Source organism: Flavobacterium sp. IMCC34852 (assembly GCF_030643905.1).
In the GTDB taxonomy this organism is placed as follows: domain Bacteria; phylum Bacteroidota; class Bacteroidia; order Flavobacteriales; family Flavobacteriaceae; genus Flavobacterium; species Flavobacterium rivulicola.
On the sequence record NZ_CP121446.1, the window covers coordinates 1,486,393 to 1,509,835 of the forward strand.

Consider the following 23,443-nt stretch of genomic DNA (forward strand, 5'->3'; position numbering starts at 1 on the left):
TTGGTTTTTGATATTTGGAATTTGAATTATTTATATTTGTGCCCTAAAATTAAATTAATACAATGAACGTAGAGAAAATATTAGCTATAGCCGGAAAACCGGGATTATTCGAATTGAAATTACAAACTCGCTCAGGGTTTTTAGCCGAGTCATTATTAGACGGAAAAAAAATTACGGTTGGAATGAGAAGTAACGTAAGTTTACTTTCTGAGATTTCAATGTACACTTATAGTGAAGAAAAACCGTTAGCCGACATTATTAGAGCGATTGCCATTAAAGAAAATGAAGGTCCTGCCATTTCTCACAAAGAAGATAACGGAAAGCTAATAGCCTACTTCAAAGAAATTTTACCTGATTATGATGAAGAAAGAGTGTACGCTTCAGATATTAAAAAAGTTTTGAATTGGTACAATATCCTTCAAGCTAAAGGCTTGGTGTCTAAAGAAGAACCAAAAGTAGAAAACGCAGAAGCCATCAAAGAAGAAGTAGTGGAAGAAGTGAAGGCCAAAAAATCACCTGCTAAAAAAGCTGCAAAAAAAGAAGAATAGTTAATTACTTCTTTATAAATACAAATCCTATTGTTGCAATGCAATGATAGGATTTTCTATTTTTATGCAAATTCTAAACGATGAACAATAGACAACAACAACTTGAAGCTTTCGGTCGATTACTCGATATCATGGATGATTTGCGCGAAAAATGTCCTTGGGACAAAAAGCAAACCCTTGAAAGTTTACGTCATTTAACCATTGAAGAAACCTATGAATTGGGCGATGCCATTTTGGATAATGATTTGGCTGAAATCAAAAAAGAGTTAGGTGATTTGTTATTGCATATAGTTTTTTACGCCAAAATAGGAAGCGAAACCAATGCTTTTGACATAGCCGATGTTGCCAATAGTATTTGCGACAAATTAATCGACCGGCATCCGCATATTTATGGTGATGTGGTGGTGGCCGATGAAGAAGAAGTAAAACAAAACTGGGAAAAACTCAAACTTAAAGAAGGCAAAAAGTCAGTGTTGGAAGGTGTCCCGAAAAGCTTGCCTGCTTTAGTAAAAGCCAGCCGAATTCAGGACAAAGTCAAAGGAGTAGGCTTTGATTGGGAAGAACCACACCAAGTTTGGGATAAAGTTCAGGAAGAACTTCAGGAATTACAAGTTGAAGTCAAAGCCGGCAATCAAGATAAAATCGAAGCCGAGTTTGGTGATGTTTTGTTCTCCATGATCAATTACGCCCGATTCCTCAAAATCAATCCCGAAGATGCTTTGGAACGCACCAATAAAAAATTTATGAAGCGATTTATGTATCTCGAAAGTAAAGCATCAGAACTAGGCAAGCCTCTAGCCGATATGACTTTAGCGGAAATGGATGTTTTTTGGGAAGAAGCGAAAAAACTCTAGTATTCAGTTTCCAGTAGCAGTAAGCAGCAGTTAATAGTCTTTTTTCTTTGTTCAATTTTTTCTTTTCTCTATTTGACTATATTTGATAAACTAAACCAACAACCATAAACTATAATCCACCAACATGACAGAAAAACACGAATTAAAACGTTCCCTTGGGCTAATTGACGCCACCAGTATAGTTGCCGGTTCCATGATAGGTTCCGGTATTTTTGTAGTTACCGTTTTCATGGCGCGCGATTTAGGCTCCGCCGCTTGGATATTAATTACTTGGTTGATTACCGGCTTGTTGACCATGTCGGCAGCATTAAGCTATGGCGAATTGGCCGGAATGATGCCTACCGCCGGAGGACAATTTGTTTACATCCAAAGAGCTTATGGAAAATTGGCTTCTTTTCTTTACGGTTGGACGGTCTTTACTGTAATTCAAACCGGAGTAATAGCCGCAGTAGCGGTGACTTTTGCCAATTATACCGCGGTATTTTTTCCAATTTTACAAGAAGAAATTTTTCGAATAGGCGATAGTTTTGTGTTTAAAAATAGTCAGGTTTTGGCCATGCTGAGTGTCGTTTTGCTCACCTATATTAATACCAAAGGGGTAAAGAACGGTAAAGTCATTCAATTGGTTTTTACGTCTGCCAAATTAATTGCGCTCTTTGCTCTAATTGGTTTCGGCTTGTATATTGGTTTCAGTACCGATACTTTCTCTAACAATTTCAACAATACTTGGGAAGCCAGTAAAACGGTTTTTGATGAAACTACTAAAACGGTAACGGTGACTAAATTAACCGGAATTGCTTTAGTTGGTGCAATAGGAGCAACCATCATTAACTCTTTGTTTTCGAGTGATGCTTGGAACAATGTGACTTTTATAGCGGGAGAAATCAAAGACCCTAAGAAAAATATTCCCAGAAGTTTGTTTTTAGGAACCTTGATTGTAACAGTGATTTATATTTTAGCCAATATAGCTTACTTAGCGTTATTACCTTTAAACGGTTCTCCTGAGGGTTCGGTAGTGGAAAACGGAATTATGTTTGCCGCTCAAGACAGAGTTGGCGCTGCTGCAGCGAATATGATTATGGGTAATATTGGAGTTTTTGTGATGGCCGCTTTGATTATGGTTTCGACCTTTGGTTGTAACAGTGGTTTGGTTTTATCGGGAGGAAGACTTTTTTATGCGATGGCTAAAGACAATCTTTTCTTCAAGAAAGCAGGCGAGTTAAATAAGCATGATGTGCCGGAAAAAGCGCTTTGGTTTCAATGCGTTTGGGCTTGTATATTGTGCATTTCCGGAAAATACGGTGACTTACTGACTTATGCAACTTTTGCTTCGCTGTTGTTTTACATACTGACTATTTACGGTATATTTATTTTAAGAAAGAAAGAACCTGATGCCGAAAGACCTTACAAAGCTTTTGGTTATCCAGTTATCCCGGCTTTATACATAATTCTGACCGCTGCGATTTGTGTGGCACTATTAATTTACGATACCGTCAACACCGGATTAGGATTGGTGATTGTGGCATTAGGAATACCGGTTTATTATTTGTTTATGAATAAAAGAGAATAAAAAAAGAGTCCCAATTTTGGGACTCTTTTTTTATTTAGCAATAATTCTTTATTGTTTGACCGGTGCGGTTTCTAACATTTCAACTTCAAAAATAATGTTTGAGTTAGGCGGAATTACATTTCCGGCACCTCTTTCTCCATAACCTAATTTTGATGGGATAAATAAGATGGCTTTGTCACCAAAGTTCATAAAGCTCAATCCTTCAAGGAATCCGGGGATTAAACCACTTTTGTTTCCGTATTGGAAAGGAAAAGGTTGGTAGCCATTTTGTTTGGCTCTGTTTTCGTCAAATTTACCGAACTCTTTATTAACGGCTTCATAGCTGCTGTCAAAGAGTGTTCCGTCTTCTAAATAACCGGCATAGTGAATATAAACTGTGGTACCATCAGTTGGTTTTTTATCAGTTCCTTTTTGGGCAATAGTATATTTTAAACCCGAAGCGGTTTCGGTAGCCGTACCTTTAACGTCGCTTAAATATTTTGCTTTGGCAGCAAAAACCGGTCCGTATTTGGCCTTGTGTTCGGCTTGTCTTTGGGCTTCAGCCTCCGCTTGTTTTCTTTTGTTTTCAGCGGCAATGGCGGCTTCTTTGGCATCATCATTGGCTTTGTTAGCCATATAATCGGCGAATACTTTTGGAGCATCAAATTTTTTAGCTTCAGCACCTTTACGGGTAATGGTAATGCTTTTGATTACATCGTCTTGTTTGATGGCATTAACCACATCTTGTCCTTTGATTACAAAACCAAAAACAGTGTGCTTATTGTCTAACCAAGGTGTTTCTTTGTGTGTAATAAAAAATTGTGAACCATTGGTTTTTGGTCCGGAGTTAGCCATAGAAAGCACGCCCGGACGATTGTGTTTTAAATCGGGTGCAAACTCATCTTTAAAAGCATAACCCGGGCCGCCCGAACCGTTTCCGGCAGGATCACCTCCCTGAATCATAAAATCGGCAATCACACGATGAAATTTCAGTCCGTTAAAAAAAGGTTTCCCTTTCAAATTAGCATCCGTAACTGAAGCATTTGTTCCTTCGGCTAAAGCAACAAAATTGGCTACAGTTACCGGTGTTTTTTTGTATTCTAATTGTAATAAAATTTTTCCTTTGTCGGTATCGATTTCGGCAAAAATTCCTTCGTTTGAGGTATCTACATTAGGTTTCGCTTTGGCAACCGGGGTGGCTTTTGCAGCAGCCGGTTTTTTCTTGGTTTGTGCCATGCTGCCGGTTAATCCGATAACAAGCAAGCAAAGAAGACTTAATTTTATTTTCATGGTTAACATTTATTTGTTGGTATTATTTATTTAATAGTTCAACTTCAAAAACGATATTGGCATTGGGTGGAATTGCATTTCCGGCACCTTGCTCGCCGTATCCTAAATTCGACGGTATAAAAAGGATGGCTTTTTCACCGATTTTTAATTTTCCAACACCTTCAACAAAACCCGGAATTAATTGATTCTCACCGCCAAAAGTGAAAGGTATTTTTGAATAGCCGTTTTGCATGGCTCTTTGTTCATCATATTTTCCGAATTGTTTGGCAACCTCGGTATCGCTGGTATCAAAAAGCGTTCCGTCTTCTAAAAATCCTGAATAGTTAATCATTACTGCTGTTCCCGGTTTTGGAGTTTCACCTGATGATGGCTGTATTACTTTATAAGCTAAGCCGGAAGGCAGTTTGACAGCCGTTTTCTTGAGGTCTTTGAAATAAGCGGCTTTTTGTTCTTTGGTGGTTTTATTTTTTTTGAAATATTCCGAGAAAACTTTTAAAGCATCAAATTTTTTGACATCTTCTCCTTTTCGGATAATAGTCACTTCGGTCATTTCATCATTGATTTCAATAGAATCTACAATTTTCATACCTTCAACTACACGGCCAAATACACTGTAACCGCCATCCAATTGCGGCGTTGGTTTTTGGGTGATATAGAATTGACAACCGTTGGTATCCGGTCCCGAATTGGCCATAGCCAAAACACCGGCTTTGTCGTGTTTTAAATCACTGATTTCATTTTTAAAGATATAACCCGGATCACCGGAGCCATTGCCGTAAGGATCGCCGCCTTGTATCACGAATCCTTTTTCAACTCGGTGAAAAACGGTACCGTTATAGAATGGCTTTCCTTTTAAATCCTCCATAACATATGGATTATTGCCTTCGGCCAAAGTTACAAAGTTGGCTACAGTAATAGGTGCTTTTTTGTAGTCAAGTTCTACAATGATACTGCCTTTTGAAGTGACAATCTCGGCGTATAAACCATCTTTTAGGTTTTTGTGTTCGTTTTTACAGGCGCTTACCAATACGGATAAAGCCAATACAAAAAGACTAATAGTTTTGTTCATTTTAGTGGAATTAATTTTCGGTTTTTAATTTGGTTTCAGGTTTAAAATCGTGTAACGTTACGGTGCAAATTAAGGGTTCATTAGAGCCGATTCTTTTGTTATCGCCATGGTAGCCATAAGCCATATGTGACGGAAAAAGAAAAGTTACTTTCTCGTTTTTGCGCATCAATTTGATGCCGTGGCGCAAGCCCATCATGATGTTTTGTTTATCGACTACATAAGTTTGCGGTCGTAATTCAACTTCAGAGTAAACCACATTACCTTTTAAATCTTTTACTTCATAGTCAAAATTAGCCACATCGCCTTTCTTCGGACGAAGGGTGTCAGTTTCATTTTTGGTTTCATAATGGTACCAATATCCTTTTTTGGAAGCGATGTATTTGATTTGTGGATTACTCTTGATAATCGAATCTATTTTGGCTTCTTCGCCGGCTACCAATTTTTTGTTACGCTCAACAGACTCTTTCATAAAAGTCCCCGAAGAGCGAGAAATAGGCATGCGGGCTTGTTGTTGTTTGCAACTGATTATTGTCACAAAAACAATCAGTAAAACAGCTATTTTGGTTGTGTTTTTCATCTGTTAAATGGTTAGTTTCGAAATTAATTTTTCAAATTTTTTGATGGTTTCTTTCATGCTTTCGTACGATTTTCCTCCGGCTGCATTAATGTGCCCGCCGCCGTTAAAATGGTCTCTGGCAAACTGATTGACATCAAAGTTTCCTTGTGAACGGAAAGAGATTTTAATAATGTTCTCGTCCTTATGCTCAATAAAAATGGCTGCAAAATGTATGCCTTTAATGGTCAAGCCATAATTAACCACTCCTTCAGTATCGCCTTTCACGTAATGAAATTCGTCTAATTCTTTTTGAGTTAAAGTTGTATAAGCGGTTTTGTACTCCGGAAAAACCTTCATGTTTTGCAACGCTCTGCCTAAAAGTTGTAGTCGATCAAATGAATTATTATCGAATATTTGGTTGTGAATTTCACTATTGTCAATACCTAAATCTACTAAATCAGCCACAATTCGGTGGGTAGTTCCCGTGGTTGACGGAAATCGAAATGAGCCCGAATCAGTAGTAATTCCGGTGTAAATACAAGTGGCAATGGTTTTATCGATTAAATCTTTATTCCCTAAAAACGTGATAAAATTATAAACCATCTCACAAGTCGAACCAAAAATCGTATCCGAATAAGTGAAAGTGGCATAGTGGTCAGGTTTTTGGTGGTGATCAATCATAACCATAGGCGCGGTCACTTTATTCAGCACTTGCTCCATTTCACCGGTTCGGTGTAAGGCATTAAAGTCTAAGGTAAAAACTATTTCAGCTTCTTTGATGATTTGAGCACAATTTGCCTTGTCATTTTCATAAATCAACACCGTTTCAGAACCCGGTAACCAAGCTAAGAAATTCGGAAAATCATTGGGTGCTATCACGGTAGGTTTGTGATTCAATTTCAATAGAAAATGATACAAAGCCAAGGTCGAACCCATAGCATCACCATCCGGACTTCGGTGTGGAATTATCGCGATTTTTTTGGGCGTAGCCAATAATTGTTGGAGGGCAAAAATGTCTTCTTTTTTCATAGAGGGCGAAGTTACATTTTTTTCAGGAATTGAAAATTATTTGGATACAAAAAGTCCGAACCAAACCGCAAAAAGTCCGACTAAAATGCTCAAACCGATATAACCAAAGGACAAAAGCGTATGCTGGTTTTGAAACAAATTATAATTTTCCATTCCAAAGGTAGAAAAAGTCGTATAACCACCACAAAATCCGGTGATTAAAAACCACTTCAAATTACTGTCGGTCAATTGGTTTTTTTCTAAAATACCGATGAATAATCCAATTAAGAAACATCCAATAATATTGGCTAAAAAAGTCGCCAACGGAAAGTGATTCGACCAAAATTTAGAAACCAAAACGGTCGTCAAAAACCGCAAAACACTTCCAATTGCACCACCTAAAGCTATGTATAGCATTGTTTTGAGCATCTTGATTCAGGAATTAGGATTTTTTCTGATTCTGTGAATTGGTTTTTGGAATTTGCTATTTTCTGTTTTGGCATTTCCAAAATCAACTTTGGAGGATTTGGGCAAACTTGCTTCTTCTGTTTTACTCGATGGTGCTATGAGTTGGTTTAATTGTTTGATTTCCGCATCAGTTAATTCTCGGTAGCGACCAACGTGAACGTCAAGTGAAATATTGATGATACGCGTTCTTTTCAGTGCTGTAACTTCGTAGCCCAAATATTCACACATTCTGCGGATTTGTCGGTTCAAGCCTTGGGTCAAAATGATTCTGAAAACATATTTACTGATTTGCTCTACCTTACATTTTCGGGTAACCGTATCTAAAATGGGGATGCCGTTACCCATACGTTCGATAAATCGGTCTGTGATAGGGCGATTCACCGTTACGATGTATTCCTTTTCGTGGTTATTTCTGGCACGAAGAATTTTGTTGACAATATCGCCGTCATTGGTCATAAATATCAAGCCTTCACTGGCTTTATCTAAACGACCAATCGGAAAAATTCGCTTGGGATAATTGATGTAATCTACAATATTATCGCGTACATTTTGATTCGTTGTACATTCAATCCCAACCGGTTTGTAAAAAGCCAAATAGATGGGTTTTTCGGTTTTCTCTCTGATTAGTTTTCCGTCCACTCGTATTTCGTCTTCTGCGGATACTTTGGTGCCCAATTCGGGTACCTTTCCGTTGATGGTAATTCGGCCTTGTTCCAACAGTTTATCGGCTTCGCGACGCGAACAAAATCCGGATTCGGACAAGAATTTATTGATACGGGTTTGATTGAGTTCCATAGGGCAAATATAACACAATTTCTATAGACTGTTTCTTGATAAGTCCGTTGATAAATTGGTTTCAAAAAACGTAAAAAAGGTTGGTAAGTTTTAAGTTTTTCCTATTTTTACGGACATGAATATACAAGGCAAACTTATAATAATTGGCGGTGCGGTTGACAAAGGAAGTTTTACTGAAACCGATTTGGACAAAAGCGCTCCACAGAATTTGAATTTCTTTGAAGAAGGCATTTTAAAACGCATCATCAAAGAATCAAAAAACAAAGAACAATCGAGAATTGAAGTGATTACCACGGCTTCAAAAATCCCCAGAGAAATTGGCCCCGAATACGTAAAAGCCTTTAATTACTTGGGTGCGCACAATGTTGATGTACTTCATATTGAAAGAAGAGAGCAAGCTTCCGACCCCGAAGTGTTAGACCGATTAAAAGCAGCCGATGTCGTGATGTTTACCGGTGGTGATCAGTTGCGTTTAACCTCTATTTTAGGCGGAACACCATTCGATGAAATATTGATTGGCAAATACCGAAACGATGATTTTGTTTACGCCGGAACTTCAGCCGGTGCGGCGGCGGCTTCCAATAATATGATTTACCAAGGCAGCAGTCACGAAGCTTTGTTAAAAGGCGAAGTTAAAATCACTTCCGGATTAGGGTTGATTGATGATGTGGTTATCGATACGCATTTTGTGCAAAGAGGTCGCATTGGTCGTTTGTTCCAAGCAGTAGTCGGGAATCCGAAAGTATTGGGTATTGGTTTGGGTGAAGATACAGGATTGTTAATCACTAACGGTCGTCAAATGGAAGCCTTAGGTTCCGGTTTGGTAATTTTGGTCGATGGAAGAGAAATTAAAGATACTAATTTGACCCAAGTTGAGCTCGGGCAACCTATTTCTATCAACCATTTGGTAACTCACGTAATGAGTAAAAATGACACTTTCGACTTGGACACTTTTAAAATGACGATTAAGTCATCACAATATGTTTAGAGTATTAGACTGCTTGGATTGTTAGATTTTTCAGAAAGTCAACTATCTAAGCCGTCTAAAATGTCTAACAATCTAATAATCTAACATGTCTAAAATAATCATCCACGGCGGATTTTTCTCGGAATCATCAACGAATCACGAAACTAAAGTAGCCAAACAACAAGCGTTGTTGCGGATTGCTAAGGAGTCGTATGCTTATTTGCAAAACCATTCGGCTTTGGAAACGGTAGTTTATGCGGTTTCTCTTTTGGAGGATGATGCACTGTTTAATGCCGGAATTGGTTCCCAAATTCAAAGCGACGGAAAAATCAGAATGAGTGCTTCTTTAATGGATGGCTCGACTTTGAAAATGAGTGGTGTGATTAACATTGAAGAAGTTAAAAACCCGGTGCAAGTGGCACAGGTTTTACTCGATTATGATGATAAAGTTTTGGGTGGAAGCGGTGCCACAAATTTTGCCCGTCAACACGGGTTTGAGAAATTCTCTACCGAAATTCCGCAACGCCGAGCGGAGTATGAAGCGAAATTGGCCGCCACCGGAACCGGAACGGTTGGTTGTGTAGCTTTAGACGCTGAAGGTAAAATTGCAGTTGCGACTTCTACCGGAGGAAAAGGTTTTGAAATACCGGGTAGGATTTCAGATTCGGCTACAGTGGCAGGAAATTACGCTAATGAGTTCTGTGGGGTGAGTTTAACCGGAGTAGGCGAAGACATTGTCAGCGGTGCTGTAGCAGCAAAAATCGTTACTCGCGTTACCGATGGTTTTACCTTGGCAGAAGCATTTAAAAAAACTTTTAACGAACTCAAGCCTTTCGATGGTTTTGCAGGAGCGATTGCTATTGATAATAAAGGAAATATCTTCCACCAAGATTCTCATCCGAGTATGGTTTTTGCGAGTTTTGATGGAGAAAAAGAAGAAGTATTTAAATAATCTATTTGAAAATAAAATAAAAAATCCCAACTTTTCGGTTGGGATTTTTTGTTGGTTACGCTAGGCTTATTTGATGGCTAAAGCGTTATCAATTAAGAAGGTAATATAATTTCTGTGGGCTCTGGTGCTTTCATCTAAAGAGGAAGCTGTGGCCAACATTAATTTTATTTTCTTCAAAGTTTGGCGAGCGGCAGCTCTGGAAATATCGTCATGACGATTTCTCGGATCATTTACATCGGCAATTTCAATTACTTCTTTTACAAAATACGTTTGTAAATATTGACGGTGCATGTTTACTTTTCCAACCAAATCCGCTTTGAAAACACCATTGGTTAAGTCGGTCATCACTTCAGCCACGGTATAAGTATTGCCATATAAACTGGTGTTGGAAATTCTTTGCAAAGTGGTTGGATGTAAAATATGACCTAAAGTAGCATCAGTTTGGATGGATTGATAAATGCTGTTTAATTTAGGATCTTCCGTAGAAGAGAAGAAATTGAATCCGCGTCTTTGCATTTGCAAATAAGGATATAACGACGCGTCAGCATCAAAAGCATTTGGCGCTAAGACATATTTGTTCAAAACTTCAATCGCTCTTTTTTGTTGTGCTTTAGTAACCGGAGTAAATGGTTTTACAGTTGCGTTTTGTCCCACATAACTTCGGTCAACAAAAACACCACCAACATATCGACTTACTACAGCAGCCATATTTCTTCTCTGACCGTTAAGCATGTTGAAGCGGTTTCTTAACTCAGCATAGCTTTCCCCGTTTTTGCTGTATTTATCTTTTAATTTGGCCATCACATTATTAACGATTTTAAAACGTTCTTCTGCGTTACCAACGGCATCACTACTCAAATCATTTACCATTACTCTTGGGTCAATAGCTTTTCCTGGTGATCTCATATCGTCGGCATCGTTTCCGAAAGCCAAATTAGGATCGGTACTTCTGCTAAGGATTTTTTGCAATTCAGCTTCTTCTGATTTTTCATCAAATTCCTTGTAACCAAATTCAATAGCCCACAAGTCATAAGGTCCCGGTTTTGTGGTGTAGAAGTTCCCTTGTTTGGTTTTGTCCAAAGCAAGATTGATAGCCGGATAATCCATTACTGAGCCAATTAAACCGATTTTCTCGGTGATAGCAGTATTGTGTAAATCGGCCGGGCTCAACATTTGACTCGATTTCATATTGTGGTTTAACCCTAAAGTGTGTCCCATTTCGTGTAAAACTAAATAGTACAAGAACTCTTTGTGTGCTCTGGAAATCGTTTTTGGATCTTCAGAATTTACTTCGGCAAAAGTGGCGCCCATTAAAAATTGACTTTTTAGCTCATTGGCTAAAGTACAAGCTGTACCATCATGGTGGAAATGAGAATTTAAATTATCGCTTGCGCCATCATTTTTGAAAGAAAACAATTCATCCATTGTTGGTGTGCTGCTTCCTGAATACCATTCGATAGTAATATCTGAGCCTAAAATTTGACCGGTTTTCGGATTGGCAAAGCTTGGTCCGATGGCACCATAACTTGGGTAGGCTGAAGAAACCCAACGAATCACATTGTAACGAACATCTCCCGCATCCCATTCGGCATCATCGGGTTGGATTTTCATGACCACGGCATTTTTGAAACCGGCTTTTTCAAAAGCTTCGTTCCATTTGTTTCCGGCTTCCATTACGGTTTGTCTGTATTCTAATGGTGTAGTATTTTCAATCCACCAAACAATAGGTTCAACCGGTTCACTGATGGCAGCAGTCGGGTCTTTTTTGGTCAAATACCAACGGTTGATAATATCTTTATAGGGTGTTGCTTTTACGCTGGTTAAATCGGTTATGGTTTGTCCGAAATACCCAACGCGAGAATCATCTCTTCTAGGTTTGAAATTATTTACAGGCATTTCCAAGAAGGTGTGTTGCATGCGAACACGAACATAACGCGCATCAGTAATGTCTTCACCACCGCCATTCAAAGGCGCCGGATTGTCGTAGGCCAAATCTACCGTAACATCAGTATTGTTAGGATAAGAGCGGATGCTGTGGTATTTTGATTTAGCGGAATTAAAATTCCCTAAATTAAATACAGCGCCCGGTGGAATTCCCGGAGGCATAACCGGTTTTACCGGATCCAATTTTTCGCTCAAGAACAAACCATCGGCAGCGATTAAGTAACCGGTGCTGTCTTTGGCCACAATTTTTTCGGCTAAGAAAATAGCTTCGGCAATATCAGTTCCGGCAGTTTTACTTACAGCGTTGTTTTTGTCGTAATAAAAGTTGGTGTTGACTAAACCGAATTCGATTTTATCATTGGCTTTTTTAATGTTAAAAACATTGGTAGCCCTGTGCATACTTTGGTTTAAGCCTAAAGTAGTTGGGCCGCTCATAGAGTAACTTTGGTAGATGAACTCTTTGTCTAATTGATTTTTTTTGATAAAAAGTTGGATACTACCGGTCACAGTATCTTGGTAAATGGTAAAGAGACCTTCTGATTTTTTGCTGCTTTTTACTTTGTCGGCAATAGCATTCTTAGGTGTTTTTTTAATAGAGTCAGTCTTGACTGTGTTCTCTTTATTATTTTTCTTTTTACGGTCTGATTTGTCTTGTGCGAAAGTTTGACCAGAGCAAAAAAGAATCCCTAAAGACACCATGAACGTAAGTCTTAGTTTGTTCATAAATTTTAATTTAATAGATTGATGTATAACTTTAAAAGTTTGAGTTTAAAAACCACCCAATTTACTATAATATTTGATGTGTCAACCAAATGTTATGATTTTTTTAACGGCTTGGGTTTGAAATAAAAAAATCCCCATCTTTCGAGAGGGATTTTTTATTTATAAGTAAGTTAAATCGAGGTTGTACAAACGTTTTATTTCACTTTTTTCACGATAGCTTTGAAAGCTTCCGGGTGATTCATAGCTAAATCAGCTAATACTTTACGGTTCAATTCGATTCCGTTTTTCTTAACCAATCCAATGAATTGTGAATAACTCATTCCTTCCAAACGAGCTCCGGCGTTGATACGCTGAATCCATAGTGAACGGAAGTTTCTTTTGTTTTGCTTTCTGTCGCGGTAAGCGTAAAGCATTGCTTTTTCTACTGCGTTTTTGGCAACTGTCCAAACGTTTTTACGTCTACCAAAGAAACCTTTGGCTTGCTTCATTATCTTTTTTCTTCTTGCTCTTTTAGCAACTGAATTTACTGATCTTGGCATAATTTTTCTGTTTTTTTGTAGCAGGCGTCCCGAATTAAATCAAGGGAACTTTAAAGCCATACTCCAAGGTTATTTAAATAATTTTTTAACCTAAAGAATTCTAAAGGCTAATAGCTTGTTAGCTTTTAGCGATTAGATAATTCTTAATTGTTGTTTGATGCTTTTCTCATCTGTTTTGTGAACCAACGCAGAGTGAGTTAAAGCCAATTTACGCTTTTTAGATTTTTTAGTCAGGATGTGACTTTTAAAAGCGTGTTTTCTCTTGATTTTTCCAGAGCCAGTTACTTTGAATCGCTTCTTAGCACTGGATTTTGTTTTCATTTTAGGCATCTTTTCCTAGTTTATTTAATTTAACTTACTTACTTTTCTTTTTAGGAGCAATGAACATAATCATTCTCTTTCCTTCTAATACCGGCATAGCTTCCACTTTACCGAATTCTTCCAAATCTTGTGCTAAACGCAATAACAAGATTTGACCTTGCTCTTTATAAATAATTGAACGTCCTTTGAAGAATACAAAAGCTTTTAATTTTGAACCTTCTTTTAAGAACTTCTCGGCATTCTTTCTTTTGAACTCGTAATCATGCTCGTCAGTTTGAGGCCCGAATCGAATCTCTTTAACGGTAATTTGAGTTGATTTTGCTTTCAATTCTTTATCCCGCTTCTTTTGCTGATAAATGAATTTACCATAATCCATCAATTTACATACAGGCGGATCAGCATTAGGTGAAATTTCCACCAAGTCTACTTCAAATTGTTCCGCTAATCTAAGCGCTTCGGAGAGTTTGAAAACTCCCGGCTCAATATTTTCACCTACTAATCGAACTTCTGACACACCGCGAATCAACTCGTTAATTCGGTGTGCTGCTTTTTTCTCTTCTCTAGGTTGGTAACCTCTGTTGTTTCTAATTGCTATGGCTCTGTAATTTTAGTTAAACTTCAAATGTTTTTAATGTTTTGGCAATTTCTTCGTTAACAATTCTGGCAAATTCTTCAATTGTAACGGTGATATTGCCTTTTCCTTCTTGACCGTGACGACGTACTGAAATAGTTCCGTTTTTCTCTTCTTCCTCACCAACAATCAGCATAAACGGCATTTTTTGCACTTCTGCTTCACGGATTTTCTTTCCAATCGTCTCGTTGCGGTTGTCAATTAGGGCGCGAATTTCGTGATTTTCTAGCAATTCTAAAACTTTTTTCGCATAATTTTCATATTTCTCACTCAAAGACAAGATAATAGCTTGCTCCGGCATCAACCAAAGTGGGAAATTTCCAGCCGTATGTTCCAGTAAAATAGCGATAAAGCGCTCCATCGAACCAAAAGGCGCTCGGTGAATCATTACCGGTCGGTGTAACTTGTCATCGGCTCCTTTATAAGTCAATTCAAAACGCTCCGGTAAATTGTAATCTACCTGAATTGTTCCCAATTGCCATTGTCTGCCTAAAGCATCTTTGACCATGAAGTCCAATTTCGGACCATAGAAAGCAGCTTCGCCACTTTCAATAATATAATTCAATCCTTTGTCACGTGCCGCACTAATGATGGCATTTTCGGCTTTCTCCCAGTTTTCAACACTTCCTATATATTTATCAGGATTGTCTAAATCACGTACAGAAACTTGTGCTGTAAAGTTTTCAAATCCTAGCGAACCAAATACATACAATACTAAGTCAATTACTTTTTTGAACTCAGCATCCAATTGATCAGGTGTGCAAAAAATATGCGCGTCATCTTGAGTGAACCCACGAACGCGAGTCAAACCGTGTAACTCACCACTTTGCTCATAACGGTAAACCGTTCCGAATTCCGCATAACGTTTTGGTAAATCTTTGTACGACCAAGGTTTGTTGTTGTAAATTTCACAGTGGTGCGGACAGTTCATTGGTTTTAACAAGAACTCTTCGCCTTCTGCAGGTGTGTGAATAGGTTGGAAACTATCAGCGCCATATTTAGCATAGTGACCCGAAGTGACATACAATTCTTTTTGCCCGATGTGTGGCGTAACTACTTGTTCGTAACCCGCTTTTTTCTGTGCTCTTTTTAAAAACTGTTCCAATCGGTCTCTCAAAGCAGCACCTTTTGGCAGCCACAATGGTAAACCTTGACCTACCTTTTGTGAGAAAGTAAACAATTCTAATTCTTTACCCAGTTTTCTGTGATCTCTGCGTTTGGCTTCTTCCAATAATTCTAAATAATCCGTCAAGTCTTTTTGTTTAGGAAACGAAATGCCGTAAACACGAGTCAACTGCTTGTTTTTCTCATCACCGCGCCAATAAGCACCAGCAACACTCATAATTTTCATCGCTTTGATGATTCCGGTATTCGGAATGTGACCGCCGCGACACAAATCAAAAAAGTTAGCGTGATCACAAAACGTAATCGTCCCATCTTCCAAATTCGAAATCAATTCGGTTTTGTACTCGTTGTTTTTATAAACTTCCAAAGCTTCTGCTTTAGAAACCGAACGCATTTTAAATTCATGTTTCTCTCTCGAGATTTCTAACACACGGTCTTCAATGGCTTTAAAGTCGGCATCGGTGATTTTTTTGTCGCCAAAATCAACGTCATAATAAAATCCATTGTCAATCGCAGGGCCAAGAGTTAACTTGATGCCCGGGAATTTTTCTTCCAATACTTGCGCCATCACGTGCGAAGTCGAATGCCAAAAAGCTTTTTTACCTTCTTTGTCATTCCATGTGTATAATATAAGTGAACCGTCGGTTGTTAACTGGGTTTCCGTTTCAATAGTGGTACCATTAAAGGCAGCCGAAATCACATTTCGCGCTAATCCTTCACTAATGCTTCTCGCAACATCCATTGGAGTTGAATTCTTTGCAAACTCCTTAACCGAACCGTCAGGCAGTGTAATCTTTATCATTCCTAAAATTTTATGGACTGCAAATATAACAGATTAACAAAACACATACAATATATATAGTATAATATAGAAAAGATTTATTAGGAGCGTCAGGTTCGGGACTTATCGGTGTTCCGTATTCCCGCTTTGCGCACTACATGGTAGTTGCTCCAATCGGGGCTAAATAGCGGTCTTTGGGTTTGTATTTGTTAAAATAATCAGAAATATTGTTTCCAAAAATCATGTTTTCAGTGTTTTAAAAAAAAGATTGAAAAAGGTTTGATTTTTATTTGGATTGGGAGATAAAAGATTTTTATATTTGCACCCCGCAAGAGAGGAAAAGCACATTGAAAAGCTGTAAAATGAGGGATTTGAAATAAATTCAAAAATAATTTCAAAAAGCCTTGTTAGTTTAAAAAAGATGCTTACTTTTGCACCCGCTAATCGAGAGATTGGTTTGATAATAAAGAAGACAACGTTCATAGACATATTGAATTGACAGCCGTTCTAACAGAGATGTTAGAACAACAAAAAGAGAGTAAGGAAATCTTAGGATTTTTGAAAAGACTAGCCTTTGTCTAAAAAAACGATGCGCGAGCATCAACAATATACGATGAAGAGTTTGATCCTGGCTCAGGATGAACGCTAGCGGCAGGCTTAACACATGCAAGTCGAGGGGTAGAGGAAGCTTGCTTCCTTGAGACCGGCGCACGGGTGCGTAACGCGTATGCAACCTACCTTTTACAGAGGGATAGCCCAGAGAAATTTGGATTAATACCTCATAGTATATGTTTTTCGCATGTTAGACATATTAAAGTTCCAACGGTAAAAGATGGGCATGCGTCCTATTAGCTAGATGGTAAGGTAACGGCTTACCATGGCAACGATAGGTAGGGGTCCTGAGAGGGAGATCCCCCACACTGGTACTGAGACACGGACCAGACTCCTACGGGAGGCAGCAGTGAGGAATATTGGACAATGGGCGCAAGCCTGATCCAGCCATGCCGCGTGCAGGAAGAAGCATCTATGGTGTGTAAACTGCTTTTGTACGGGAAGAAACACTCCCTCGTGAGGGAGCTTGACGGTACCGTAAGAATAAGGATCGGCTAACTCCGTGCCAGCAGCCGCGGTAATACGGAGGATCCAAGCGTTATCCGGAATCATTGGGTTTAAAGGGTCCGTAGGCGGTTTATTAAGTCAGTGGTGAAATCTGGTCGCTCAACGATCAAACGGCCATTGATACTGATAGACTTGAATTACTGGGAAGTAACTAGAATATGTAGTGTAGCGGTGAAATGCTTAGATATTACATGGAATACCAATTGCGAAGGCAGGTTACTACCAGTGGATTGACGCTGATGGACGAAAGCGTGGGGAGCGAACAGGATTAGATACCCTGGTAGTCCACGCCGTAAACGATGGATACTAGCTGTTGGGGGCAACTTCAGTGGCTAAGCGAAAGTGATAAGTATCCCACCTGGGGAGTACGTTCGCAAGAATGAAACTCAAAGGAATTGACGGGGGCCCGCACAAGCGGTGGAGCATGTGGTTTAATTCGATGATACGCGAGGAACCTTACCAAGGCTTAAATGTAGATTGACGTATTTGGAAACAGATATTTCTTCGGACAATTTACAAGGTGCTGCATGGTTGTCGTCAGCTCGTGCCGTGAGGTGTCAGGTTAAGTCCTATAACGAGCGCAACCCCTGTTGTTAGTTGCCAGCGAGTCATGTCGGGAACTCTAACAAGACTGCCAGTGTAAACTGTGAGGAAGGTGGGGATGACGTCAAATCATCACGGCCCTTACGCCTTGGGCTACACACGTGCTACAATGGACGGTACAGAGAGCAGCCACTACGCGAGTAGGAGCGAATCTATAAAACCGTTCTCAGTTCGGATCGGAGTCTGCAACTCGACTCCGTGAAGCTGGAATCGCTAGTAATCGGATATCAGCCATGATCCGGTGAATACGTTCCCGGGCCTTGTACACACCGCCCGTCAAGCCATGGAAGCTGGGGGTACCTGAAGTCGGTGACCGTAAGGAGCTGCCTAGGGTAAAACTAGTAACTGGGGCTAAGTCGTAACAAGGTAGCCGTACCGGAAGGTGCGGCTGGAACACCTCCTTTCTAGAGACGATATAGGGGATAGTCCTCAAAAAGTAGAATTTTTTTACTCTCGCTGTTAGTTCAAATAATATTAAGCAAAGAAAACAGAGTCTCGTAGCTCAGCTGGTTAGAGTACTACACTGATAATGTAGGGGTCGGCAGTTCGAGTCTGCCCGGGACTACTTTTTTTAGCTTGGAAATTCTAGGGTTGAGGGGTTATGGATTGACCAATTCATAATTCATAATTCACAATTCATAATTAGATTGGGGGATTAGCTCAGCTGGCTAGAGCGCCTGCCTTGCACGCAGGAGGTCATCGGTTCGACTCCGATATTCTCCACGAATCTGTTGATTCGTTTATGCGGTAATTTGTTGATTTGGGAAACCAAATAGCCGAATAACCAAATAACCCAATCCACACAGATAAAGTTCATTGACATATTGAGATAAGAAAATTTAAAAAGTAGAAAGAAACACAGTTTTAAGCTGTCAGCTAATAGCTGTTAGCTTTTAGCTAAAAGTACAATAAGCAAAATAAGGGCGTATGGGGGATGCCTAGGCTCTCAGAGGCGAAGAAGGACGTGATAAGCTGCGAAAAGCTACGGGGATTGGCACACACGAATTGATCCGTAGATATCCGAATGGGGCAACCCACTATGTTGAAGACATAGTACATCGATAGATGGGCAAACCCGCTGAACTGAAACATCTAAGTAGGCGGAGGAGAAGAAAACAAAAGTGATTCCGTAAGTAGTGGCGAGCGAACGCGGATTAGCCCAAACCAAAGTTGTTACGGCAATTTTGGGGTTGTAGGACCACGACATTTCTTGCGGATTGAACTAGAATAACCTGGAAAGGTTAACCAAAGAGGGTGATAGTCCCGTATAGGTAAGAGAAGATAAGGATAGTGGTATCCTGAGTAGGGCGGGGCACGTGAAACCCTGTCTGAATTTGGCGGGACCATCCGCTAAGGCTAAATACTCCTGAGAGACCGATAGTGAACCAGTACCGTGAGGGAAAGGTGAAAAGAACCGTGAATAACGGAGTGAAATAGATCCTGAAACCATACGCTTACAAGCGGTCGGAGCCCTTTAGTGGGGTGACGGCGTGCCTTTTGCATAATGAGCCTACGAGTTAACGTTGCTGGCAAGGATAAGTGATTAAGTCATGGATCCGTAGCGAAAGCGAGTCTGAATAGGGCGCTTTAGTCAGTAGTGTTAGACGCGAAACCGTGTGATCTACCCATGGGCAGGATGAAGCTGTGGTAACACATAGTGGAGGTCCGAACCGGTTGACGTTGAAAAGTCTTCGGATGACCTGTGGGTAGGGGTGAAAGGCCAATCAAACTCGGAAATAGCTCGTACTCCCCGAAATGCATTTAGGTGCAGCGCTGATAATAGTTATATAGAGGTAGAGCTACTGATTGGATGCGGGGGCTTCACCGCCTACCAATTCCTGACAAACTCCGAATGCTATATAATGTTTTACAGCAGTGAGGGCATGGGTGCTAAGGTCCATGTCCGAGAGGGAAAGAACCCAGACCATCAGCTAAGGTCCCCAAATGTATGCTAAGTTGAAAAAACGAGGTTTGTCTGCCCAGACAGCTAGGATGTTGGCTTGGAAGCAGCCATTCATTTAAAGAGTGCGTAACAGCTCACTAGTCGAGCGGACGAGCATGGATAATAATCGGGCATAAGTATACTACCGAAGCTATGGACTCCAATGGAGTGGTAGGGGAGCATTCTAACAGGGTTGAAGGTGTGTTGTAAAGCATGCTGGACTGGTTAGAAAAGAAAATGTAGGCATAAGTAACGATAATGCGGGCGAGAAACCCGCACACCGAAAGACTAAGGTTTCCTCAGCTATGCTAATCAGCTGAGGGTTAGTCGGGTCCTAAGGCGAACCCGAAAGGGACAGTCGATGGCCAACGGGTTAATATTCCCGTACTTCTTATAATTGTGATGGGGTGACGGAGTGATGAAAGTACCGCGAACTGACGGAATAGTTCGTTAAAGCACCTACCTATAAGAGCCGCAGGCAAATCCACGGCTTTTGGGGAAATGCGATAGTACACGGAGGCTTCGGCCAAAGTGATAGTGTACCTAAGGGCTTCCAAGAAAAACCTCTAAACTTAGATTATAAGAACCCGTACCGTAAACCGACACAGGTAGTCGAGGAGAGAATCCTAAGGTGCTCGAGAGATTCATGGCTAAGGAATTAGGCAAAATAGACCTGTAACTTCGGGAGAAAGGTCGCCCCGAGCAATCGGGGCCGCAGTGAAAAGGTCCAGGCGACTGTTTATCAAAAACACAGGGCTCTGCAAAATCGTAAGATGAGGTATAGGGCCTGACACCTGCCCGGTGCTGGAAGGTTAAGAGGAGATGTTATCTTCGGAGAAGCATTGAATTGAAGCCCCAGTAAACGGCGGCCGTAACTATAACGGTCCTAAGGTAGCGAAATTCCTTGTCGGGTAAGTTCCGACCTGCACGAATGGTGTAACGATCTGGACACTGTCTCAGCCATGAGCTCGGTGAAATTGTAGTATCGGTGAAGATGCCGATTACCCGCAGTGGGACGAAAAGACCCTGTGCACCTTTACTATAGCTTAGTATTGGTCTTGGATAAGTGATGTGTAGGATAGGTGGGAGACTATGAAGTGGCGTCGCCAGGCGTTGTGGAGTCATTGTTGAAATACCACCCTTTGCTTATCTGAGGTCTAACCCCATCATATGGGGGACATTGCTTGGTGGGTAGTTTGACTGGGGTGGTCGCCTCCAAAAGAGTAACGGAGGCTTCTAAAGGTTCCCTCAGCACGCTTGGTAACCGTGCGTAGAGTGCAATGGCATAAGGGAGCTTGACTGAGAGACATACAGGTCGATCAGGTACGAAAGTAGAGCATAGTGATCCGGTGGTTCCGCATGGAAGGGCCATCGCTCAAAGGATAAAAGGTACGCCGGGGATAACAGGCTGATCTCCCCCAAGAGCTCATATCGACGGGGGGGTTTGGCACCTCGATGTCGGCTCGTCACATCCTGGGGCTGGAGAAGGTCCCAAGGGTTGGGCTGTTCGCCCATTAAAGTGGCACGCGAGCTGGGTTCAGAACGTCGTGAGACAGTTCGGTCTCTATCTACTGTGGGCGCAAGAAATTTGAGTGGATCTGATTCTAGTACGAGAGGACCGAATTGGACTAACCTCTGGTGTATCTGTTGTTCCGCCAGGAGCACCGCAGAGTAGCTACGTTGGGAAGGGATAAGCGCTGAAAGCATATAAGCGCGAAACCCACCACAAGATGAGATTTCTTTTAAGGGTCGTGGAAGATGACCACGTTGATAGGCTATAGATGTAAAGGCAGTAATGTCATAGTCGAGTAGTACTAATAACCCGTAAGCTTATGTACGTCATCCAGCCTCGCAAGAGGCTGGAGAAACTTTCTTGCATAAAATTATTTTCTTTATCTCAGTATGTTAAGATATTAGCGGCGAAGGCCGCAGCTAACGGCTAACAGCTTTTAGCTAAAAGCTTAAGGTGGTTATTGCGTCGGGGCTCACCTCTTCCCATTCCGAACAGAGAAGTTAAGTCCGACTGCGCAGATGGTACTGCAGTAATGTGGGAGAGTATGTCGCCGCCTTTTTTTTGAAAACCCTTCATCTAACGATGAGGGGTTTTTTGTTTTAGGTAAATTTTTAAGAAAAATTAATTAAATATATCGAACAGAGAAGTTAAGCCCGATTGCGTCCCGAGACTTCGGGAGTACTGCAGTAATGTGGGAGAGTATGTCGCCGCCTTTTTTAGTGGAAAGCTTGTCTTTTAGACAGGCTTTCTTGTTTTTAAGCGGATCGGCGCAGTCGTAGACTCGTGTCGCCGCCCTGCCTACCGGCAGGCAGGCTTTTTTTTTAGACCCGAGCGAAGCGAACTGACGAAGTAAACCCTATCCTAACGGATGGGTTTTTTTGTTTTATATTATTGTCCGAAAGGTATTTTCTCTATTATATCTGAATATTGTTTGGTTTTATCGTTGAATTTTCGAATGTAGATAGCGTCACAGTTAAACTGAAAATTTACCTCAGTATTTTGAAATAACTTATAAGCGGTTTCCATCTTTCCGGCATCAAGTCCGCGGGCAATGCTTAAATGGGCATGAGCGGTATTGTTTTTGTAACCTATAAAATGATGTAAATCGTTGATGAGATTGTCAAGATATTGCTGAGATTTTTTTTCAGGTGCGATGAAAAAGGTCCGTTCACCAAAAGAATTCCAAGCATTTAAAGTCACGTTTTGAGAAACAACGGTTTTGCAAAAATCCCTTATCTGTTCAAGATGGAGTTGGAGTGAGAATTCGTCATCAAAGTTGATTACCGTAATGTGAGCTGCAGCATTGGCACTCCCAAACCAGCCAATCTCATTTTTGAGAAATTGTTTATAGGATTTGACTAAATCCGATTGTTCGGCAGTTGGGAATACAACCAATGAGAATTGAGGAATCTGTTTCATGATTTAAGAAAGCGCGAGGGATGGGAGAGGTTACCGTGTAACCCGGACAGCCCGGTCTCGTCTTTAGACGGGACGCGCCCAAGTTATATTGTTTTTAAAGGATATTGACAATCATTTTGGATTGGACATAGCGAACACTTTGGGTTAGTAGGGCGACAAGTTTCTCTTCCTAAAAAGGATATGGCCATGCCAATTTCGCACCAGATGGCTTTTGGTAAGACTTCCATCAACTGTTTTTCGACTTTATTTCCGTCTTTGGCTTCTTGGATGATACCAATTCTGGGAGCAACACGGATTACATGTAAATCGGCAATAATGCCTTCGGCCGGGACTTTCATTTCGCGCATAATCACATTGGCCGATTTTCTGCCGATGCCTTTTAGAGCGATTAATTCGGGTAAATTGGTTGGAATGTTGCTGTCGGTTTTTAGGGTTTGTGCGATTTCGATTAGCCAACTTGATTTGGTGTTGAAGTTACGCACTTTACTTACCAAGGGGAATAAACTGTCAAAAGTAGCAGTTGATAATGCCGCTAAATTGGGTATTCCTTGAATAAAGCCGGCGCTATTTTATTGATATTAGCGTCTGAATCCTGAGCTGATAAAATCACCATGACCATCAATTGGTATAGGTTTTCGTAATCCAACGGATGTTTTTTGTCTTTGTATAAATCTATAATAGGCTGCAATTTCGGAGCCCAATTGGTGGTTTCAAATAAACTCATGAC

General features: G+C 40.5%; 19 protein-coding genes, 2 tRNA genes and 3 rRNA genes. 10 read left to right on the forward strand and 14 right to left on the reverse strand.

Annotated elements, in window-relative coordinates; genetic code table 11:
• Window positions 1-62 precede the first annotated feature (62 nt).
• From P7V56_RS06380 to P7V56_RS06390, 3 genes are all read left to right on the forward strand, one after another.
• Entirely contained in the window at window positions 63-548 is a 486-nt protein-coding gene (locus tag P7V56_RS06380; protein ID WP_171222837.1) for a DUF5606 family protein, read from the forward strand.
• An 80-nt stretch (window positions 549-628) separates the two neighbouring features.
• The gene (mazG, locus tag P7V56_RS06385; protein ID WP_171222838.1) at window positions 629-1,402 is read left to right on the forward strand and encodes a nucleoside triphosphate pyrophosphohydrolase; all 774 of its coding nucleotides are present in this window, start codon (window positions 629-631) and stop codon (window positions 1,400-1,402) included.
• A 124-nt stretch (window positions 1,403-1,526) separates the two neighbouring features.
• Complete coding sequence (locus tag P7V56_RS06390; RefSeq protein WP_171222839.1) at window positions 1,527-2,972, forward strand: APC family permease; 1,446 nt, start codon at window positions 1,527-1,529, stop codon at window positions 2,970-2,972.
• A 48-nt stretch (window positions 2,973-3,020) separates the two neighbouring features.
• On the opposite strand, the gene P7V56_RS06395 is transcribed toward P7V56_RS06390, so the two are convergent.
• From P7V56_RS06395 to rluF, 6 genes are read right to left on the reverse strand one after another with little or no spacing between them, the layout of a single operon-like run.
• Window positions 3,021-4,241: a peptidylprolyl isomerase gene (locus P7V56_RS06395; protein WP_171222840.1), complete on the reverse strand. Its 1,221-nt coding sequence runs from the start codon at window positions 4,239-4,241 to the stop codon at window positions 3,021-3,023.
• Window positions 4,242-4,263: 22 nt separating this feature from the next.
• Window positions 4,264-5,310 carry a peptidylprolyl isomerase gene (locus P7V56_RS06400; protein ID WP_171222841.1) on the reverse strand — a complete coding sequence of 349 codons (1,047 nt, stop codon included), beginning with the start codon at window positions 5,308-5,310 and terminating at the stop codon, window positions 4,264-4,266.
• 10 nt (window positions 5,311-5,320) lie between these two features.
• Window positions 5,321-5,887: a gliding motility-associated peptidyl-prolyl isomerase GldI gene (gldI, locus tag P7V56_RS06405; RefSeq protein ID WP_171222842.1), complete on the reverse strand. Its 567-nt coding sequence runs from the start codon at window positions 5,885-5,887 to the stop codon at window positions 5,321-5,323.
• A 3-nt stretch (window positions 5,888-5,890) separates the two neighbouring features.
• A complete protein-coding gene (locus tag P7V56_RS06410; protein WP_171222843.1) occupies window positions 5,891-6,895 on the reverse strand; it encodes a DHH family phosphoesterase in 1,005 nt (334 codons plus the stop codon).
• A 36-nt stretch (window positions 6,896-6,931) separates the two neighbouring features.
• Window positions 6,932-7,291, reverse strand: coding sequence for a fluoride efflux transporter CrcB (gene crcB / locus P7V56_RS06415; RefSeq protein ID WP_304986258.1), 360 nt, complete (start codon window positions 7,289-7,291; stop codon window positions 6,932-6,934).
• 18 nt (window positions 7,292-7,309) lie between these two features.
• Window positions 7,310-8,137 (reverse strand): 23S rRNA pseudouridine(2604) synthase RluF, encoded by an 828-nt coding sequence (gene rluF, locus P7V56_RS06420; protein WP_171222845.1) that lies wholly within the window; start codon window positions 8,135-8,137, stop codon window positions 7,310-7,312.
• Between the two features lie 115 nt (window positions 8,138-8,252).
• Here rluF and P7V56_RS06425 point away from each other — a divergent pair, with 115 nt between their 5' ends.
• Complete coding sequence (locus tag P7V56_RS06425) at window positions 8,253-9,125, forward strand: cyanophycinase (RefSeq protein WP_171222846.1); 873 nt, start codon at window positions 8,253-8,255, stop codon at window positions 9,123-9,125.
• Between the two features lie 85 nt (window positions 9,126-9,210).
• A complete protein-coding gene (locus tag P7V56_RS06430) occupies window positions 9,211-10,056 on the forward strand; it encodes an isoaspartyl peptidase/L-asparaginase (protein WP_171222847.1) in 846 nt (281 codons plus the stop codon).
• 66 nt (window positions 10,057-10,122) lie between these two features.
• Here P7V56_RS06430 and P7V56_RS06435 read toward each other — a convergent pair whose 3' ends face one another.
• From P7V56_RS06435 to thrS, 5 genes are all read right to left on the reverse strand, one after another.
• Entirely contained in the window at window positions 10,123-12,723 is a 2,601-nt protein-coding gene (locus P7V56_RS06435) for a zinc-dependent metalloprotease (RefSeq protein ID WP_171222848.1), read from the reverse strand.
• Between the two features lie 194 nt (window positions 12,724-12,917).
• Window positions 12,918-13,262, reverse strand: coding sequence for a 50S ribosomal protein L20 (gene rplT / locus P7V56_RS06440; protein WP_171222849.1), 345 nt, complete (start codon window positions 13,260-13,262; stop codon window positions 12,918-12,920).
• A gap of 132 nt (window positions 13,263-13,394) precedes the next feature.
• On the reverse strand, window positions 13,395-13,592 hold the full coding sequence (gene rpmI / locus P7V56_RS06445) for a 50S ribosomal protein L35 (protein WP_011921545.1): 198 nt from the start codon (window positions 13,590-13,592) through the stop codon (window positions 13,395-13,397).
• A gap of 25 nt (window positions 13,593-13,617) precedes the next feature.
• Window positions 13,618-14,172, reverse strand: coding sequence for a translation initiation factor IF-3 (infC, locus tag P7V56_RS06450; RefSeq protein WP_171222857.1), 555 nt, complete (start codon window positions 14,170-14,172; stop codon window positions 13,618-13,620).
• A gap of 22 nt (window positions 14,173-14,194) precedes the next feature.
• Window positions 14,195-16,141: a threonine--tRNA ligase gene (thrS, locus tag P7V56_RS06455; protein WP_171222850.1), complete on the reverse strand. Its 1,947-nt coding sequence runs from the start codon at window positions 16,139-16,141 to the stop codon at window positions 14,195-14,197.
• Window positions 16,142-16,730: 589 nt separating this feature from the next.
• Between thrS and P7V56_RS06460 the strand changes: the two genes are divergently transcribed.
• The 5 genes from P7V56_RS06460 (at window position 16,731) to rrf (ending at window position 21,856) form a co-directional block, all read left to right on the forward strand.
• Window positions 16,731-18,246: ribosomal RNA gene (locus tag P7V56_RS06460) — 16S ribosomal RNA — on the forward strand.
• A gap of 87 nt (window positions 18,247-18,333) precedes the next feature.
• A tRNA-Ile gene (locus P7V56_RS06465) sits at window positions 18,334-18,407 on the forward strand.
• An 84-nt stretch (window positions 18,408-18,491) separates the two neighbouring features.
• Window positions 18,492-18,565: transfer RNA gene (locus P7V56_RS06470), tRNA-Ala, on the forward strand.
• A gap of 183 nt (window positions 18,566-18,748) precedes the next feature.
• Window positions 18,749-21,622 (forward strand): 23S ribosomal RNA (locus P7V56_RS06475).
• A gap of 124 nt (window positions 21,623-21,746) precedes the next feature.
• Window positions 21,747-21,856: ribosomal RNA gene (gene rrf / locus P7V56_RS06480) — 5S ribosomal RNA — on the forward strand.
• The 16S, 23S and 5S rRNA genes sit together here with 2 tRNA genes alongside, the layout of an rRNA operon.
• Window positions 21,857-22,185: 329 nt before the next feature.
• Here the strand turns inward: rrf and P7V56_RS06485 are convergent.
• From P7V56_RS06485 to P7V56_RS06495, 3 genes are all read right to left on the reverse strand, one after another.
• A complete protein-coding gene (locus tag P7V56_RS06485) occupies window positions 22,186-22,716 on the reverse strand; it encodes a 2'-5' RNA ligase family protein (RefSeq protein ID WP_171222334.1) in 531 nt (176 codons plus the stop codon).
• Between the two features lie 83 nt (window positions 22,717-22,799).
• Complete coding sequence (locus P7V56_RS06490) at window positions 22,800-23,210, reverse strand: endonuclease III domain-containing protein (RefSeq protein ID WP_240976632.1); 411 nt, start codon at window positions 23,208-23,210, stop codon at window positions 22,800-22,802.
• 38 nt (window positions 23,211-23,248) lie between these two features.
• The gene (locus P7V56_RS06495; RefSeq protein ID WP_240976633.1) at window positions 23,249-23,440 is read right to left on the reverse strand and encodes a hypothetical protein; all 192 of its coding nucleotides are present in this window, start codon (window positions 23,438-23,440) and stop codon (window positions 23,249-23,251) included.
• Between the last annotated feature and the right edge of the window lie 3 nt (window positions 23,441-23,443).